Origin of the sequence: Alcanivorax sp. REN37 (assembly GCF_041102775.1) — a bacterium.
Classification (GTDB): Bacteria; Pseudomonadota; Gammaproteobacteria; order Pseudomonadales; family Alcanivoracaceae; genus Isoalcanivorax; species Isoalcanivorax beigongshangi.
Window position 1 is genome coordinate 1,488,035 of the sequence record NZ_JBGCUO010000001.1, and the last position, 16,110, is coordinate 1,504,144.

Annotated in this window: 11 protein-coding genes; 5 read left to right on the top strand and 6 right to left on the bottom strand. The window is 64.5% G+C overall.

The window, feature by feature from the left end; all coding sequences use genetic code 11:
- Window positions 1-22: 22 nt before the first annotated feature.
- From AB5I84_RS06675 to AB5I84_RS06695, 5 genes are all read left to right on the top strand, one after another.
- Complete coding sequence (locus AB5I84_RS06675) at window positions 23-1,285, top strand: TIGR03862 family flavoprotein (RefSeq protein WP_369455080.1); 1,263 nt, start codon at window positions 23-25, stop codon at window positions 1,283-1,285.
- Window positions 1,275-3,749 (top strand): ATP-dependent helicase HrpB, encoded by a 2,475-nt coding sequence (gene hrpB, locus AB5I84_RS06680; protein ID WP_369455081.1) that lies wholly within the window; start codon window positions 1,275-1,277, stop codon window positions 3,747-3,749. Before AB5I84_RS06675 ends, hrpB begins: the two co-directional genes overlap by 11 nt.
- 124 nt (window positions 3,750-3,873) lie before the next feature.
- Entirely contained in the window at window positions 3,874-4,518 is a 645-nt protein-coding gene (locus AB5I84_RS06685; RefSeq protein ID WP_369455082.1) for a lysophospholipid acyltransferase family protein, read from the top strand.
- The gene (locus AB5I84_RS06690; RefSeq protein WP_369455083.1) at window positions 4,515-4,778 is read left to right on the top strand and encodes an acyl-CoA-binding protein; all 264 of its coding nucleotides are present in this window, start codon (window positions 4,515-4,517) and stop codon (window positions 4,776-4,778) included. The genes AB5I84_RS06685 and AB5I84_RS06690 overlap by 4 nt, the downstream gene beginning before the upstream one ends.
- A gap of 72 nt (window positions 4,779-4,850) precedes the next feature.
- Entirely contained in the window at window positions 4,851-5,621 is a 771-nt protein-coding gene (locus tag AB5I84_RS06695) for a thioesterase family protein (RefSeq protein WP_369455084.1), read from the top strand.
- Between the two features lie 82 nt (window positions 5,622-5,703).
- Here the strand turns inward: AB5I84_RS06695 and AB5I84_RS06700 are convergent, their stop codons facing one another.
- The 6 genes from AB5I84_RS06700 to rne form a co-directional block, all read right to left on the bottom strand.
- Entirely contained in the window at window positions 5,704-6,090 is a 387-nt protein-coding gene (locus AB5I84_RS06700) for a nuclear transport factor 2 family protein (protein ID WP_369455085.1), read from the bottom strand.
- Between the two features lie 489 nt (window positions 6,091-6,579).
- Window positions 6,580-7,458, bottom strand: coding sequence for a MerR family transcriptional regulator (locus tag AB5I84_RS06705; protein WP_369455086.1), 879 nt, complete (start codon window positions 7,456-7,458; stop codon window positions 6,580-6,582).
- Window positions 7,459-7,513: 55 nt separating this feature from the next.
- Window positions 7,514-9,715: a YgiQ family radical SAM protein gene (locus tag AB5I84_RS06710; RefSeq protein WP_369455087.1), complete on the bottom strand. Its 2,202-nt coding sequence runs from the start codon at window positions 9,713-9,715 to the stop codon at window positions 7,514-7,516.
- A 733-nt stretch (window positions 9,716-10,448) separates the two neighbouring features.
- Window positions 10,449-11,423, bottom strand: a complete 975-nt coding sequence (locus tag AB5I84_RS06715; RefSeq protein WP_369455088.1) for an alpha/beta fold hydrolase — start codon at window positions 11,421-11,423, stop codon at window positions 10,449-10,451.
- Between the two features lie 13 nt (window positions 11,424-11,436).
- Window positions 11,437-12,288 (bottom strand): metal-dependent hydrolase, encoded by an 852-nt coding sequence (locus AB5I84_RS06720; RefSeq protein WP_369455089.1) that lies wholly within the window; start codon window positions 12,286-12,288, stop codon window positions 11,437-11,439.
- A gap of 245 nt (window positions 12,289-12,533) precedes the next feature.
- Entirely contained in the window at window positions 12,534-15,542 is a 3,009-nt protein-coding gene (gene rne, locus AB5I84_RS06725; RefSeq protein WP_369455090.1) for a ribonuclease E, read from the bottom strand.
- Between the last annotated feature and the right edge of the window lie 568 nt (window positions 15,543-16,110).

Below are 16,110 nucleotides of genomic sequence, written 5' to 3' on the forward strand. Positions count from 1 at the left end.
ACCACAAAGCCGGGCGCCGAGAATGGCGCCCGTTTTGATTGCCAGCGAGAACCCCATGGAGCAGCAGCCCACGTCACCCTGGGTGGCGGTGATCGGCGCCGGGCCGGCCGGCCTGAAAGCAGCGGAGCACCTCAGTGCCGCCGGTGTGCCCGTGGTGCTGTACGACCGCATGCCCAGTTTCGGTCGTAAATTCCTGATGGCCGGCGTCGGCGGCATGAACATCACCCATTCCGAGCCGTTGCCGCAGTTCATCGAGCGCTACCGCGAGGCCGCGCCGTGGGTGGCGCATTGGCTAGCGGCGTTACCGCCCTCAACCTTGCAGCCGTGGATGCAGTCGTTGGGCATCGACAGTTTTGTGGGCAGCTCTGGCCGCGTATTTCCGCAGCAGATGAAAGCCGCGCCGCTACTGCGCGCTTGGTTGCAGCAATTGCGGCGGCAGGGGGTACGCACCCAAGTGCGTCACCGTTGGAGTGGCTGGGACGCAGAGGGCGCGCTGCGGTTCGAAACGCCGACCGGCGCACTGCAATGCCGCCCTAGTGCCACAGTGCTGGCGTTGGGGGCTGCGAGTTGGCCGCAACTCGGCGCCGATGGCAGCTGGGTGCCGTGGTTGCAGCAGCGCGGTGTGACACTGGCGCCGTGGCAGCCGGCTAACTGTGGCTTCCGGGTGCCGTGGAGTGCGGGGTTCCGCGACCAGCATGCCGGTGCGCCGCTGAAGCATGTGGCCGCACTGTGGCAGGATTACGCCGGTCAGCCTCAGCGTCGCCTCGGTGAAGCCGTGGTCAGTGCCGACGGTATTGAGGGATCGCTGGTTTATGCCGCTTCTGCGGATCTGCGTCGTCAGCTGCCCGGCATCCTGACGCTGGATCTATTGCCGCACCTGACGCGGGAGCAGCTGGTGGGAAAGCTGGCGGCGCCGCGCGGCAAGCGCTCTTGGAGCACCCATCTGCGCAAAGTGCTGCAAGGCGATGCGGTGAAGGCGGCACTGCTGCGTGAGCTGACGCCGCCCAGCACCGACCCACTGACGGTGGCTACCGCCCTTAAAGCACTGCCGGTGCCATTGCAGCAACCGGCACCGCTGGAGCAGGCGATCAGCTGCGCCGGTGGTGTGCCGCGCGCGGCGCTGACTCCGCAGCTGATGCTCAGCGCCTGCCCGGGTGTGTTCTGCGCTGGCGAAATGCTCGACTGGGAAGCCCCCACCGGCGGCTACCTGCTCAGTGCCTGCCTTGCCAGCGGCGCGGTGGCCGCGGCCGGCGTATTGGCGTGGCTGACTGACCATGCGCGCTGAATCGAACTTGCCGCCGGCGCCGATTGACGCGGTATTGCCGCAGTTGCTGGCCGCGCTGGCCGACCACAACACCGTGATCCTCGAAGCACCGCCCGGTGCGGGCAAGACCACCCGCGTACCGCTGGCACTGCGTAGCGCTGACTGGTTGGCGGCACGCCGCATCCTCATGCTGGAGCCGCGCCGAGTGGCGGCGCGCAGTGCCGCCCGTTACATGGCCCAGTGCCTCGGCGAGCCGGTGGGGAAAACGGTGGGCTACCGCACCCGCATGGACACCAAGGTGTCGGCAGCCACCCGCATCGAAGTGGTCACCGAAGGGGTGCTGACACGTTTGCTGCAAGCCGACCCAGAGTTGGCCGACTACGGCGCGGTACTGTTTGACGAATTCCATGAGCGTTCGCTGCATGGCGATCTGGGCCTGGCGCTGGCGCGTGAAAGCCAGCAGGCGTTGCGCCCGGATCTGCGCTTGCTGCTGATGTCGGCCACGCTTGACGGCGAACGGTTGGCGCAGCGGTTGGCGCCGGCGCCAGTGATCCGCAGCGCCGGCCGCCAATACCCGGTCACAGTCCACTATCGCGCGCCCGGCAGTCAGCCGTGGCTCGGGCAGGTGGCGCCGGCGGTGTTACAGGCCCTCGCCGCCCATGCGGGGTCGCTGCTGGTGTTCTTGCCCGGCCAGCGGGAAATCCGCGCCGTGCAGCGTGATTTGGCCGGCCGGCTGGCGGCCGACGTATCGCTGCATGCCCTGTACGGTGATCTGTCTGCCGCGCAGCAGGACCAGGTGCTGGCGCCGGCGCCAGCCGGGCAGCGCAAAGTGGTGTTGGCCACCGCCATCGCAGAAACCTCGCTCACCATCGAAGGCATCAGTGTGGTGGTGGATGCCGGTTACCAACGCCGTGCCCATTACGACCCGGCTTCCGGTACGACGCGTCTGGTCACCGAGCGGGTTTCTGAGGCCAGTGCGGTACAGCGCAGTGGCCGCGCCGGCCGTTTGGGGCCGGGGGTGGCGTATCGGCTGTGGGCAGAAACCGAGCGGTTAGCGGACTACAGCACGCCGGATGTGCTGTGCCAGGAGCTGTCGGAGCTGGCGTTGGAGCTGGCGGTGTGGGGGTGCCACGATCCGTCTGCACTGGTGTGGCTGGATCTGCCGCCAGCGCCGGCGCTGGCCGCTGCGCGCCGACTGTTGACCCAATTCGGCGCGATAGCGGCCGACGGCCGCGTCACCGACCACGGTCGCCGGCTGCACCAGTTGCCACTGGGACTGCGTGCTGGCCAGCTGTGGCTGTGTGCCGAGCAGCAGCGTCAGCCGGCGCTGGGCGCGGCGCTGGCGGCGTTGCTGTCGGAGGCCGATCCGCTGCGCCAACGTGATACCCGTATTGCTACCCGGCTCGGTTTGCTGACCGGCGCCACCCCGGCCAGCGCTGCCGATGCCGGACGCCTGGCGGCGCTGCGAGCATTGGCGCGGCGGTTGTCGCCGACGCCGCTGCAGACGGTGGAAGATGATGCCGTGGCCGCGTTGCTGGCCCAAGCCTGGCCGGACCGGATCGCCCAGCGTCGGCCCGGTGATGCCGCCCGGTTCCGTCTCAGTCACGGCCGCGGAGCCTGGTTGGCAGAGGAGGATCCGCTGGCCGCCGAGCCGTGGCTGGTGGTGCCGGAGCTGGACGGCGATCCGCGCGAGAGCCGCATCTATCTCGCGGCGCCGATCACCCAACCGGTGTTAGAGCAGGCATTGGCGTCGCAGTTGGCATGGCAGGGGCGCTGCCACTGGAACCCCCGCACCGAAGCGTTGGAGGCGGTGGAGGAACTGCGTTTGGGCGCGCTGGTACTGGCCCAGCGGCCGCTGGCAACCCTCACCGCCGCCATGCGTAGCGCCGCGCTGGCGGCGGAAATCCGTCGACGCGGTATCGCCGCATTACCGTGGGACGAGGCTGCCGAGCAGTTGCGCGCGCGCCAAGCTTGGCTACACCGGCTGGTGCCGGAACAGGCGCCAGCGGTAAGCGATGAAGTGCTGCTGGAGCAGTTGGAAAGCTGGCTCGGAAACTGGCTTGGCAGTGCCCAGCGCTGGGCGCAAGTACAGGCGCTGCCAGTGGCCCAAGCACTGGCGGCGCGGCTTGATTGGACGCAGCAACAGCAGTTGCAGCAATGGTTGCCAGAGCGCTGGCCGTTGCCCAGTGGCCGCACTGCCGCCATCGATTATCGGCCCGCGGCAGGACCGGTACTGGCGGCCAAACTGCAGGAGTTGTTCGGCCTTCAACAGACGCCGGTGCTGGCGCAGGGTCGGCTGCCGGTGACGCTGCATCTGTTATCGCCGGCTGGGCGTCCGGTGGCGATCACCCAGGATCTGGCTGGCTTCTGGCGTGACGGTTACTTCGCCGTGCGCAAGGACCTGCGGGGGCGTTACCCACGTCATCCGTGGCCCGAGGATCCGCTTACCGCGCAGGCCACAGCACGGGCACGGCCACGCGCGTGAGCACAGTGGCCGCAATGCCCTGACCATTCAGTCAGATGGTAAATAAGTTGCTCGCCAACGCTGCTATGATGCGCGGCGCGCGGACGCTGTCGTCCGCACCAGACAAGAACAACGAGATGCTTTTATGACCGAGCCTGTAATCGGCGCGCAGGTGCCGCGCCGTGGCAACGGACTGACACGCTGGCTAGGGATCTGGCTGCTTAAATTGATCGGATGGCGCATTGTCGGGCAGTTGCCCAATGTGCCCAAGGCGGTGGTGATCGGGGCGCCGCATACGTCCAACTACGACGGCATAGTGGCGGCCGGGGTGATTCTGGCCCTGCAGGTGCGCATTACCTTGATGGCCAAGAGCAGCCTGTTCCGCGGGCCGCTGGGGCCGCTGGTGCGCTGGCTTGGTTGCATTCCGATCCGGCGCGACAGCCGCGAAGGGGTGGTGGCGCAGACACTGGCGGCGTTCGATGCCCACCCGCAATTGTTTTTGGGCCTGGCGCCGGAGGGTACCCGCCATGCTGCCACGGCTTTCCGCTCGGGTTTCTATCACATTGCCGAACAGGGCCAGCTGCCAATCGTGGTGGCGGTGATCGATTACGGGCGCAAAGAGCTGCGGTTTGCCGATTGCTTCGTGCCCAGCGGCGATCAACAGGCCGACTTCGTACGCATTTTTGAGCATTATCGCCATGTGACACCCCGTCACCCGGCACGCTTGTCCGCGCCCTTGAAAGCGCTGAGTGAGACCGACATCAACACTGCCACAAGGAATCAGCCATGAGTGACATACAAGCTTTCGAACAGGCGAAACAGGATGTGGGCACCCTGACCAAACGTCCTAGCAATGACGACCTGCTGTATCTCTACGCCCACTACAAGCAAGGCAGTGTCGGCGACGTGCAGGGCAAGCGCCCGGGCATGTTGGATGTGAAAGGCCGTGCCATGTACGACGCCTGGGCCAAGCTCAAGGGTGTTGGCCAGCAAGACGCGCGCCAGCGCTACATTGCCAAAGTCAGCGCGCTGCTCGCCAGCCACCGCTGATGGTTGCCGCCGGCGGGCGTTGCTCGCCGGCTTCCCCGCTGCCGCCCGGCGGCCCCGAGAGAGCACAACCCGATGACCTTCGATGAGATTCTCGCCACGGTGCAGGATGACGCCGTGATGATTCCCGATGGATGGGGGCAGGGCCGCGCCTGCTTCGGCGGTTTGGTCGGTGCGATCCTGTACCGGCGCCTGCGCCAAGCGGTGCCGGACCGGCCGGTGCGCAACGTGATGGTGTCGTTCGTCGGCCCGGTGGCACCGGGGCCCGCAACGCTGTCGGCAGAAGTGCTGCGGTCAGGCAAATCGGTGACGCAGGCGATGTGCCGGCTGGAACAGGATGGCGCGACCCAAGCGGTGATGCTGGTTAGCTTCGGACTGCCGCGCGAATCAGACGTCAGTGTGGTGCCGCCGCCAGCGCCAGCCATGAAAGCGCCGGCAGACACGTTCCCAATGCCGCGCGTGAAAGGCTTGGTGCCAGATTTTACGCTCAACTTCGATGTGCACTGGGCGCACGGCGATGTGCCGTACAGCCGCAGCCAGCGCGGTGAAATCGGTGGCTGGATCCGCTTCCATACCCCGCGTGCGCAGCAGGACGAAGAGGGCGTTCTGGCGCTGATCGACGCTTGGCCACCGGCGGTGATGCCGATGTACTCGCGCCCGGGACCGAGCAGCTCGCTGACCTGGTCAGTGGAGTTTCGTAAGCCAGTGGTGGACAGCGAATGGTGGCAGTACCAAGCCACCACCGACGCCGCCGCCGATGGCTACTGCAACATTGAAGCCCGCTTCTGGGATGGCGAGGGTGATCTGGTGGCCATCAGCCGCCAAGTGGTGACCATCTTCGTGTAACGCCGTTCGGGTGTAGGCCAATGGCTGTACGCTCGAACGGCTGTCGGTTTTCAGACTCGGCCGGCGCTGCGCCGGCCCGGCCTCAGCGGGGACTGGGCAGGTACACCTCCCGCCATAGCGTGACTTTGCCTTCGGCGTCGAACGCCATCATCAGCATCGCTTCGAATGACTCTTCCACGCCACCGGGCCGGTACAGCAGCGCCCGCATCGAGAACACCACTGAGCGCTCATCCGCCACCGTGTGCTGCACTTGGTAGTCGATGCGTTCCAGCGTGCTTTTCATGCCATTGAGAAAGTCCAAGTACAGCGCTCGGTCGGCTTGGTAATGGCGACCGTTGGGCGCCACCACGAACTGCTCGGCAAAGCATTCCCCGATGATGGCCTCGCTGAGCTGGCTTTCGTGGTGCAGATGACGACGGTTCCAATCAAGAACCGCGTGACCGCGCTGGATGCTGTCGGAGGGTGTCATGGGCGAGCTCCGGGAGGTGCGGCGCAGAATCGCCGCTGCTGGGTTAAGGCGTACATGATGGCACGCTACAGCGCAAAAAAATGCCGGGATCATGGGTGTGGCGCGCTGAGCCAAAATGCATGGGCTGTGAACTTAGACTGAAGAGCTTTGGCTTTGGCTTTGGCTTTGGCTTTGGCTTTGGCTTTGGCTTTGGCTTTGGCTTTGGCTTTGGCTTTTCAGGGGGAAGACGGCAAAGGGTAGGGGACAGGGCAGCAAGGCCGCTGCCGGCTTTCGATCATCGGGAGCGATCGCAGTAGTGCGAACTGTGCTCGGTACCCGGCAGCGACTATGAGGGGGACTGCCCAGAGACAGGGCAGTGCTGGTGAACTTGAGTCCGCGCGAGGGCCGCGAAGCACCGGCTGACTCCGTTCGCTAATAGCGGCCACCGCCGCCGTATGTCGTTCAAAACAGCAATGAAAAACGGCCCCGAAGGGCCGTTGTTCAGCGGGATCAATCCTGTGGCGGATTGCCCTGATTTTCCATGTGCGTGAGCACGTTGGCGAGCCGGTCCACCAGCACTTGGTTGATGGCCCGATCGAGGATCCGCGCCAGCTCGGCACTGACCACCATTTCCGCAATCGGCCGCACCCGCACGATGAAGTTGGCCAGCTCGGGCACATCCTCGCCACGCGGCAATTCGGTTTCGGTGTACTTGCTGTCGATCAGGTGGGTGGTGATCAGGCGTACAAAACCTTCCGCAATCTGGTCGACTTGGAAGCGCACTTTGTCTACTTCGTCCAGCAATGCTTCCAGCGGAATACCGGCCTGCACCAGTTCCTTGGCGGCGTTCAGAATGCGCGGGCTGGGAATACGCAAGCGGGTGCCTTCCGGCTCAATGTAGTCGAGCTTCACGGCTTTCAGCAGCACCTCTTGGGTGAGGTGGTCGCCGAACGCTTCCAGCAGCTCCTCGTAACTCAGGTAAGAGGGCGCCTCGTCACTCCACGGGCTGGTCACCACGACTTCGAGGCCGAGGATGTCGTTCAGGTCGCGGCCCTGCTCCCAGGCGGTGAGCAGGTCACGGATATTGGCCAGCGTGAAGCCGCGTTGCAGCAGTTGGCCGATGATGCGCAGCCGCGCCAGGTGCACGTCGGTATAGATGCCGGTGCGGCCGCGCTTTTCCGGCGGCGGCAGCAGGCCACGGTCCTGGTAGGCACGCACGTTACGTACCGTGGTGTCGGCTTCGCGGGCGAGCACATCGATGGTGAACTCTTTGCGCTGGGGCTCGGCGGCCGGTGCGGCAGACGGCTGGCGGATGTATTTGCGCAGCGTTTGCAGCAGGGCACTGGGTGTAAGAGGTGTTGGTTTCATGGGCCCGATGATATCGCTCAAGTCAGACTTCCACCACCGCACCGACAGTCGGTGCGGCGACATCCTTGTTGCCGCGTCAGCTGCGGCGAGGCTTGCGGCCACCGTTGTTGCGCGGTGGCAGTCCGGTGTGCTGGGTCAGCACCGTGCCCGGGCCGGAGCCCGGGCTGCGCTGGGAGTTTTTGCGGCGCGGTGAGCGGTAATCCTGCGCCTGGCTCGGCTGTTCGCGCGGGATCAACTGGTGTTCGCCGTCGCCGATCAAGTCGGCGCGGCCCATGCGCGTCAGCGCTTCGCGCAGCAGTGGCCAATTCACCGGATCATGCCAGCGCAGGAAGGCTTTATGCAGGCGTCGCTGCGCCGGGTCCTTGACCACCGTCACACCTTCGCTCTTGTAGCTGATTTTCTGCAGCGGGTTGCGGCCAGAATGGTACATGGCGGTGGCCGTTGCCATCGGCGACGGATAGAACGCCTGCACTTGGTCAGCGCGGAAGCCGTTGTGCTTCAGCCACAGGGCCAGGTTCATCATGTCCTCATCGCGAGTGCCGGGGTGGGCGGCGATGAAGTAAGGAATCAGGTACTGCTTTTTGCCTGCTTCGCGCGAGAATTTCTCGAACAATTCACGGAACCGATCATAGCTGCCAATGCCGGGCTTCATCATTTTCGACAGCGGCCCGTCTTCGGTGTGCTCTGGCGCAATTTTCAGATAACCACCGACGTGGTGTGTCACCAGTTCGCGCACATATTCCGGGTCCTGCACGGCGAGGTCGTAACGCAATCCGGACGCGATCAGGATTTTCTTCACACCCGGCAGTTCGCGTGCTGAGCGGTAGAGCGCGGTCAGTGCCGAATGGTCGGTGTTGAGGTTCTCGCAAATGCCGGGATAGACACAGCTCGGACGCCGGCAGGCGGCCTCGATTTCTCGCGACTTGCAGGCGATGCGGTACATGTTGGCGGTGGGGCCGCCAAGATCAGAGATGATGCCGGTGAAGCCGGGCACCTTGTCGCGGATATCTTCGATTTCGCGCAGGATCGACTCTTGCGAACGGTTCTGGATGATGCGGCCTTCGTGCTCGGTGATAGAGCAGAAGGTACAGCCGCCGAAGCAGCCGCGCATGATGTTCACGGAGAACCGAATCATGTCGTAGGCCGGCACCTTGGCATCGCCGTAGGCCGGGTGCGGCACGCGCGCGTAGGGCAGCCCGAATACGTAGTCCATTTCTTCGGTGGACAGCGGAATCGGCGGCGGGTTGATCCACACATCCTGGTCTGCGTGGGACTGCACCAGCGCGCGGGCATTGCCAGGGTTGGTCTCCAAGTGCAGCACGCGGTTGGCGTGGGCGTAGAGCGCGGCATCGGCACGCACTTTTTCGAAGCTGGGCAACCGGATCACGGTGCGGTCACGGTCGTGGCGCGGGTGCCATTGCAGCTGTACCACCTGAGTGTCGGGCTGGCCCAATTGGCGCGCGTTGCGCTGCTCCAGTTCGCACTCGTCCAAGTCCTGAGTGTTCACGTAGGGGTTGATGATACGGTCAATGCGGCCCGGGCGATCGATGCGCGTGGAGTCCCATTCCAGCCAGCCGGCTGGGGTGTCGCGGCGCAGGAACGCAGTGCCGCGCAGGTCGGTGATGGTGTCCACCGACTCGCCCCGTGACAAGCGGTGCGCGACGTCCACCACCGCACGCTCGGCGTTGCCGTACAGCAGCAGGTCGGCACCGGAGTCGAGCAGGATCGAGCGGCGGATACCGTCCTGCCAGTAATCGTAATGGGCAATGCGGCGCAGTGAGGCTTCGATGCCGCCGAGGATGATCGGTACATCCGGATAGGCTTCACGGCAGCGGTGGCTGTACACCAGCGAGCAGCGATCCGGGCGCTTGCCGGCTTCACCACCGGGGGTGTAAGCGTCATCGGAACGCAGCTTACGGTCGGCGGTGTAGCGGTTGATCATGGAATCCATGTTGCCGGCGGCAACACCGAAGAACAGGTTCGGCTTGCCCAGTGCCATGAAGGCGTCCGCACTGTGCCAGTCTGGCTGCGCAATGATGCCGACCCGGAAGCCTTGTGCTTCCAGTAAACGGCCGATAATCGCCATGCCGAACGACGGATGGTCCACATAGGCATCGCCGGTCACGATGATGATGTCGCAGGAATCCCAGCCGAGCTGGTCCATCTCCGCCCGCGACATCGGCAGAAACGGCGCAGTGCCGAAACACTCCGCCCAATACAGCGGGTATTCGAACAGCGCCTGGCGGGCGCGGGGCATCGACGCAGCGGGGGACGACATCAGCCTGGGTTCCAACGGGGAAAAGGGGCGCCAGTGTACCTGAAACCCGGTGGGGGCGCAGGAGGGTGCCCGGCGGCTGTGGCGCCGATGGTGACTGGCGAGTGCTGGTCATGGCAGCGGCGCGACAGAGGGTTGGACGTGTCAGGCTTCGTAGTGATCGACCGGCTCCCACAGTGCCATTTTCTTAACGGTGGGAGAGTCAGAGGGTGGCCATTTCGCGCACCACAACGGGCGCAGTGCAGGCGGTGCTGGTGTGCCTAGGAGGAGTCGTAAGCAGTGCCGCAGCGTTTTTTTACCGCTGTTGGCGCGCAGCGGGAGCAGCGCTTAAGCCCTGGGAGGCGTGTTGTCACTGGAAGTTGAATGAGTGCCTGATGCGGCTTACTCATTGAGTGACCCGGCCACGGGCAGCCGCACTGAGTACAGCAATGAGGCGGGTAGTGGCCGGCATCTGTATTCCCGTTGCGCAGTTGGCGGCTTAGACCCGCCATATTTCGATCCGCTAACTGCTTTGCTGCTAAGACGGGAGGTTACGGCGGATGGGGTAAAGGTATTCCGGCGTCACGCGAGTGAACAGCCACGTAAGCCGAACAGATACCACCTGCCGCCGCTTATCTACTGCTCAAGAGTGCGCGTCCGGTTGGCGCGGTAGGTTGTGAGTATCGCAATCTGGCTCCGCTTGGAGCTGTGAGGCACGGCTGAGAGCAGTAGGCCCCCGCTACGCGGGGGCCTAGGCTCAGTGTTTCAGGCCGTGCCAGAAGCGCTTCAGCGCGCGTGCGGTGGGCAATGGCACTTCCAGCATCGGCAGATGGCCGACCTCCTTGAAGATCTTCATCTGCGCGTGCGGGATCAGCTGCTTGAAGCTGTCTGCTGCGGACACATCCAGCACCTGATCTTGGTCGCCCCACATAATCAGCGTGGGGCAGTTGATGGAGGAAAACAGTGCCAATGGGTCTTCATCCACTGCCAGCATGTCGCGGAAAATGCGGTGGTTGACCGGGTAGCGATGGGTCATGTCCGGCGCCAGCACCGGCGACAGCACACTAGTGAGCGCCTGGCGGTTGCGGTGGGTGGTGATGCGGAACAGCGCGATCACATCCAGCAGGTTGCGCGGGATCAACGGATTACGGCCGTCTCGCAGCGCCGCTTCAAACCGGCTTGGATTGGCGCCAGCAAGACCGGCGGCATTCATCAGCGTCAGCGAAGCTACCTGCTGCGGGTAGCGGGCTGCCACGATGCCGGCGATCGCGCCGCCCATGGAGTTGCCGACCAGGTGCGCAGCCGGCAGTTCCAGTTGTGCCATCAGGCGCGCTACGCGATCAGCCTGGGTGGCCAGCCGGTAGTCGGAAGTGGCAATGAAGTGGCTTTCGCCGAACCCCGGCAGGTCAGGAATGATCAGTCGATACTGGCTGCCCAGCAGGGCGGCGAGAAACAACCAGTTTTCCTTGTTGGCACCGAAGCCGTGCAGCAACAGCAGCGGTTCGCCTTGGCGCTGACCGCCCTCCAAGTAGGTGATGCGGTGCTGGTCCTGCCACAGGTGTTTGCGTTGCAAACCAGACAACATGGTTTGGCCGCGGCGCACGTAATTCCACAAGGTGCGGCGCGGCTGCCAGGCTTTCAGTTCAGCAAGGTCGGTGCCGTGGCTGCTTTTCTGCAGGTAAGGCGTGGCCACGGTGTCGAGCATGGACTGGGTGCTGCGCTCAGCGTGCATGGCGGTCTCCGGGTCAGGCGGCTTCGGCGGTGGGGTAGAGCTGATCCAATACGCCGCGCCATTGCTCGATCAAGTGGGTGTTGTCTTCCAGCCACGGATGGAAATCGGGGCGGAAGAATTGCAGGTAATCCGGTACCGCGCGGGTCAAAAAGCCGCTCGGGCCGAACAGCCGCCAAGCGCCGCGGAACAACGTGCGTGGACGGCGATTGAGGCCGTCTTTACGCAGGAACGCGAAGGTATAACGGCCGGTATAGGTCGCCAGCGCGGTGGTGGCAGCGAGCATGGTGCGCACCCGCAACAGGTAGCTGCCGCTGACCTGCTGGTAGAGGTCATAGGCCACGGCCTTGTGCTCGATCTCCTCGATCGCGTGCCACATCCAGAGCGCGCGCACGCTGGGATCGATGCTTTCCAGCAGCTCCGGGTCTTTCAGCAGACGGTTGGCGAGCAGTGCTGTGATGTGCTCCAGCGCCGCGGTGGCGGCCAGCTGTTGCTTCGCAGACAACCGCTTGCGGCCAAGGCCGATCAGCTGCTTGGCCAGCGCGGTGCCTCCTTCGGCTTCTTCCCGGTAACCCTGTTCGGCGAGCATGCGGTTAAAGGTCTGGTGCTCCAGCGAGTGCATCGCTTCCTGGCCGATGAAGCCGGAAATGTCGGCTTGTTGCTGCGCATCCTTGGCGTGGTCACGGAAGTGGCGCACTGAGTCCACAAAGAACCGCTCGCCATCCGGGAAGGTCAGCGATAGCGCGTTGAGGAAATGGGTCAACACGGGGTCCTTGTCGAACCAATGTTTCGGCACATCAGCAAATGGGAAATCCATCCGCTGGGGAACGATGGGCGGCAGGTCAGCCGGTGCCTGATGGCGGGCCATGGAAACCTCCGGACTGCCTCGGTGGCAGCGTCATTATTGTGGCGGAGCAGAAAATGCTCATCAGAATGTGACATTGATCGGTGTCACTTTGGCTCGATATTAAGAGTCTGTTGGGGCGGGGAATTGGCTTGGAACTGCCGTCGCGAAGGCGCTGGAGCCATTGTCGGCGGGACAAGAAAAACGCGGGGGATATGAGGGCAGGGCGGAACCAAAACCCCCGGCGCGAGGCCGGGGGTTCGGGTGGATCAGGCGTTGCTGTCGGATTGTTGCGCCGCCAGCTGCTGGCGCCGCAGTACCCGTGGGTCATTAGAGGCCCGTGACGGTGAGCTACCGTCCGCCGCTACGTTGTCGGATTCGACGGTTGGCGCGCTCTGCTCCAGCTCAGCGGCGACCTCCGTCTTGACCTCTGGCTCCTCAACGGTGAGCGGTTCGGTCACTTCGGCATCGGCAGCGGCCGGCTGCTCAGTAGCGTCGGCAACCGCTGCGGTGTCTTCGGCGGCGGCCGGGGCCGTCGCTTCGGGCGCAGCTGCCGGCGCTTCAGCGGTTACCGCCTCTGCGACCGGGGTGGTTGCCGCTGCTGACGGCTCCGTGGCCGGGGCAGCTTCTGCCACCGCTGGCTCAGTAGCGGTCACGACGTCAGCTGCAGCGCTTTGTTCTGCCGCGGCGGTGTCGTTGTCTGCTACTGGAGTGGTCGCCACCGGCGTATCGACAACGGGTGCCACCACTTCAGTCGTTGCCTCCACTGCGATATCAGCGGTTTCGGTAACGGCTTGGTTCTGCACTGCAGCAGCTTGGCGCTCCTGCTCGGTTTCACTGGCGATCACCGCGGCGGCGGCGACTGCGGCAGCTTCTGACGGGGACAGTGCGGCAGGGGAAGCTGGTTCCGGTTGTGCAGCGGCCGGAGTGCGCTGGGCCGGCTCGCGACGCTGGCGCATCGGGCGCTCGTCTTTGCCAGACGGGCGCCGGTCGGCGCGGTCAGCACGGTCCAGTTGCTGCGGCTTTTCAGCAGCGGCTTGCTCCTGTTCGTCCTGATCCAGGTCCGGCGCGGTGGTGTCGCCGTCCTGGCGGGCAGCATCGCTGTTCTGGCCACCGCGGCCACCACGGCTGCGACGGCGGCGACGGCCGCTGCGCTCAGCACCGTCCTCGCCTTGCGCGTCCTGCTGCGGAGCACGTTCAGTACGGGCAGCGGGTGCTTCCTGCTTGGCGTTATCAGGCTTCGGAGCGTCCGGTTTGGCCGCGTCTTGGCGGTTTTGCTCACGGGCCGGACGACGTTCGTCCTTTTCTTTGCGCTCGGTCTGACGGTTACCACGCGCTTGTTCGTCGCGGTTGCCGTTGCGCTCCTTTTCCTTGTCGTCACGCTGGCTGGCGTTGTTGTTGCGGCCACCACGTTCGCCTTGTTGGCGACCACCGGCGCTGCGCTCTTCTTCGGCCTTGCCGTTACGACGGCTACGGCCGCCGTCCTGGCTGCCACGGCGGTTTTGGGCGTTGCGGCCACCGTTGCGGGCGTTGTTGTTGCGGCCGCGCTGGCGCGGTGCCGGGGTGTCTGTTTCGGCAGCTTGACTGGCGAACAGCTGGGCGAAGAAGGCCATTAGGCGTGCCCAGAAGCCCGGGGTCGGTACCGGCTCCGCTTTCGGCGGCGGGGGTGCCGTGTCCGGCGCGACCAGCTTCACCGCAGCTTCTTGGCGTTTAATGACGGTTTCCTGTGCGGACAACACCAGCGTCGGATCCTGCTCGCCTTCCAACAGCGGCATTTCGTGGCTGACCAGCGTGCCTTCTACTTGGTCATCACGCACCCGCTGTACTTCGAAGTGCGGCGTGTCCAAGTTCGGGTTCGGGATCACAATCACCCGCACCTTGTAGTGGTCTTCGATATCGCGCAGCGCCTGGCGTTTTTCGTTGAGCATGAAGGTGCCCACCGCCACCGGCACTTGGGCGTGGATCTCGCCGGTGCGTTCCTTCATTACTTCTTCTTCGATCAGCCGCAGCAGCGACAGGGCCAGCGACTTCACATCACGGATGTGGCCTTGGCCGTGGCAACGCGGGCAGACGATGGAGGAGGTCTCGCCCAGTGACGGACGCAGCCGCTGGCGCGACAGTTCCATCAAACCGAAGCGGGAGATGCGGCCCACCTGTACACGGGCGCGGTCAGCCTCCAGTGCTTCACGCAGGCGGGTTTCCACGTCGCGCTGGTTGCGCGCCGGGCCCATGTCGATGAAGTCGACCACGATCAGGCCGCCGATATCGCGCAGACGCAGCTGACGGGCAATTTCGTCGGCCGCTTCCAGGTTGGTCTGCAGCGCGGTTTCCTCGATGTCGGCACCCTTGGTAGCGCGCGAGGAGTTGATGTCGATGGACACCAACGCTTCGGTGGGGTCGATAACGATGGAGCCGCCGGACGGTAGTTTCACTTCGCGGCGGAACGCAGTCTCGATCTGTGACTCGATCTGGTAGCGCGAGAACAGTGGGGTTTCGTCTTTGTACAGCTTGATCTTGTGCGCGAAGTCGCTCATCAGCTGGTTCACGAACCCGGACGCTTCGGCGTAGGTGTCCTCAGAGTCGATCAATACCTCGCCGATATCCTTACGCAGGTAATCGCGGATCGCACGGATGATGACGTTGGATTCTTGGTACACCAAGAACGGCGCGTTGCGGCCGGTGGAGGCTTCGCTGATGGAGGTCCACAGCTTGAGCAGGTAATCCAGATCCCACTGCAGTTCTTCGGCGGAGCGGCCGAGCCCGGCGGTGCGCACAATCACGCCCATGTCGTCGGGAATCTTCAGTGCCCCGAGCGCTTCTTTCAGTTCCTGACGCTCTTCACCCTCGATGCGGCGCGAGATGCCGCCGGCGCGGGGGTTGTTAGGCATCAGTACCAAATAGCGGCCAGCAAGACTGATAAAGGTGGACAGTGCTGCGCCCTTGTTGCCGCGCTCTTCCTTATCCACCTGCACGATGACCTCTTGGCCTTCGCGGATCACATCTTTGATGTTGATGCGGCCCTGGATGTCCTTGGGGTCTTTGCTGAAGTATTGGCGGGAGATTTCTTTCAGCGGCAGGAAGCCGTGGCGTTCGGCGCCGAAGTCGACAAACGCCGCTTCCAGCGACGGCTCGACGCGGGTGATCTTGCCTTTGTAGATGTTGGCTTTTTTCTGTTCACGGGTGCGGTGTTCGATATCCAGATCGTAAAGACGCTGGCCGTCCACCAGAGCAACGCGGACCTCTTCAGGGTGCGTTGCGTTGATCAACATGCGTTTCATGGTCGTACCACATTCAAGGGTCGCCGGGCAGAAGCGCGCCTGGATGCGGCAGATTGAGGGCAGGGCGGACAACCACGTCGGGTCCGGTGCGCGGCGTGTGGCCGTGCACCGGATGGTAGGAGCCCGGGTCGGGGCTCGCTCATTGTCACACCGCTGACTTCCTCGTTGATGGTGGAAAGTCGCGTGGGCTCCGCTGCGGCGTGCCCGGGTCAGGGGGACGGTGCGCATCGGAAGCCATTGGCGCTCGCCGGCATGGGGCCGCCGAACGGCATCTTTCTACTGTCGATCTGTCGCCTTTCGCAGGCGTTACTGCAGGGCCACCGAGTTATCACATCACCCGCGGCGCGGAAGGCGGCGCGCGGGTGCCATCGTACTAAACGGACTGTTGCGGTGTGACACCTGTCTGGACTGCGTGTCGCACCGCAGGCAGTCGGGCCTTGATTCGGTGCGTGTCGGGACCTTTCGTTATGCCCGCCGGGAAGGTCACGCCCGCGCAATAATGCTGCACAGAGCGGTTCCCGGGGTCCGGCGAATGTTCGCATCGCGTCGCCGTGGGCCGGAGCGGACC

What these genes read in the sequence shown, in the direction of transcription:
- AB5I84_RS06675 (WP_369455080.1), top strand. Translation starts at nt 23, where the DNA reads ATGGCGCCCGTTTTGATTGCCAGCGAGAACCCCATGGAGCAGCAGCCC.
- hrpB (WP_369455081.1), top strand. Translation starts at nt 1,275, where the DNA reads ATGCGCGCTGAATCGAACTTGCCGCCGGCGCCGATTGACGCGGTATTG.
- AB5I84_RS06685 (WP_369455082.1), top strand. Translation starts at nt 3,874, where the DNA reads ATGACCGAGCCTGTAATCGGCGCGCAGGTGCCGCGCCGTGGCAACGGA.
- AB5I84_RS06690 (WP_369455083.1), top strand. Translation starts at nt 4,515, where the DNA reads ATGAGTGACATACAAGCTTTCGAACAGGCGAAACAGGATGTGGGCACC.
- AB5I84_RS06695 (WP_369455084.1), top strand. Translation starts at nt 4,851, where the DNA reads ATGACCTTCGATGAGATTCTCGCCACGGTGCAGGATGACGCCGTGATG.
- AB5I84_RS06700 (WP_369455085.1), bottom strand. Translation starts at nt 6,090, where the DNA reads ATGACACCCTCCGACAGCATCCAGCGCGGTCACGCGGTTCTTGATTGG.
- AB5I84_RS06710 (WP_369455087.1), bottom strand. Translation starts at nt 9,715, where the DNA reads ATGTCGTCCCCCGCTGCGTCGATGCCCCGCGCCCGCCAGGCGCTGTTC.
- AB5I84_RS06715 (WP_369455088.1), bottom strand. Translation starts at nt 11,423, where the DNA reads ATGCACGCTGAGCGCAGCACCCAGTCCATGCTCGACACCGTGGCCACG.
- AB5I84_RS06720 (WP_369455089.1), bottom strand. Translation starts at nt 12,288, where the DNA reads ATGGCCCGCCATCAGGCACCGGCTGACCTGCCGCCCATCGTTCCCCAG.
- rne (WP_369455090.1), bottom strand. Translation starts at nt 15,542, where the DNA reads ATGAAACGCATGTTGATCAACGCAACGCACCCTGAAGAGGTCCGCGTT.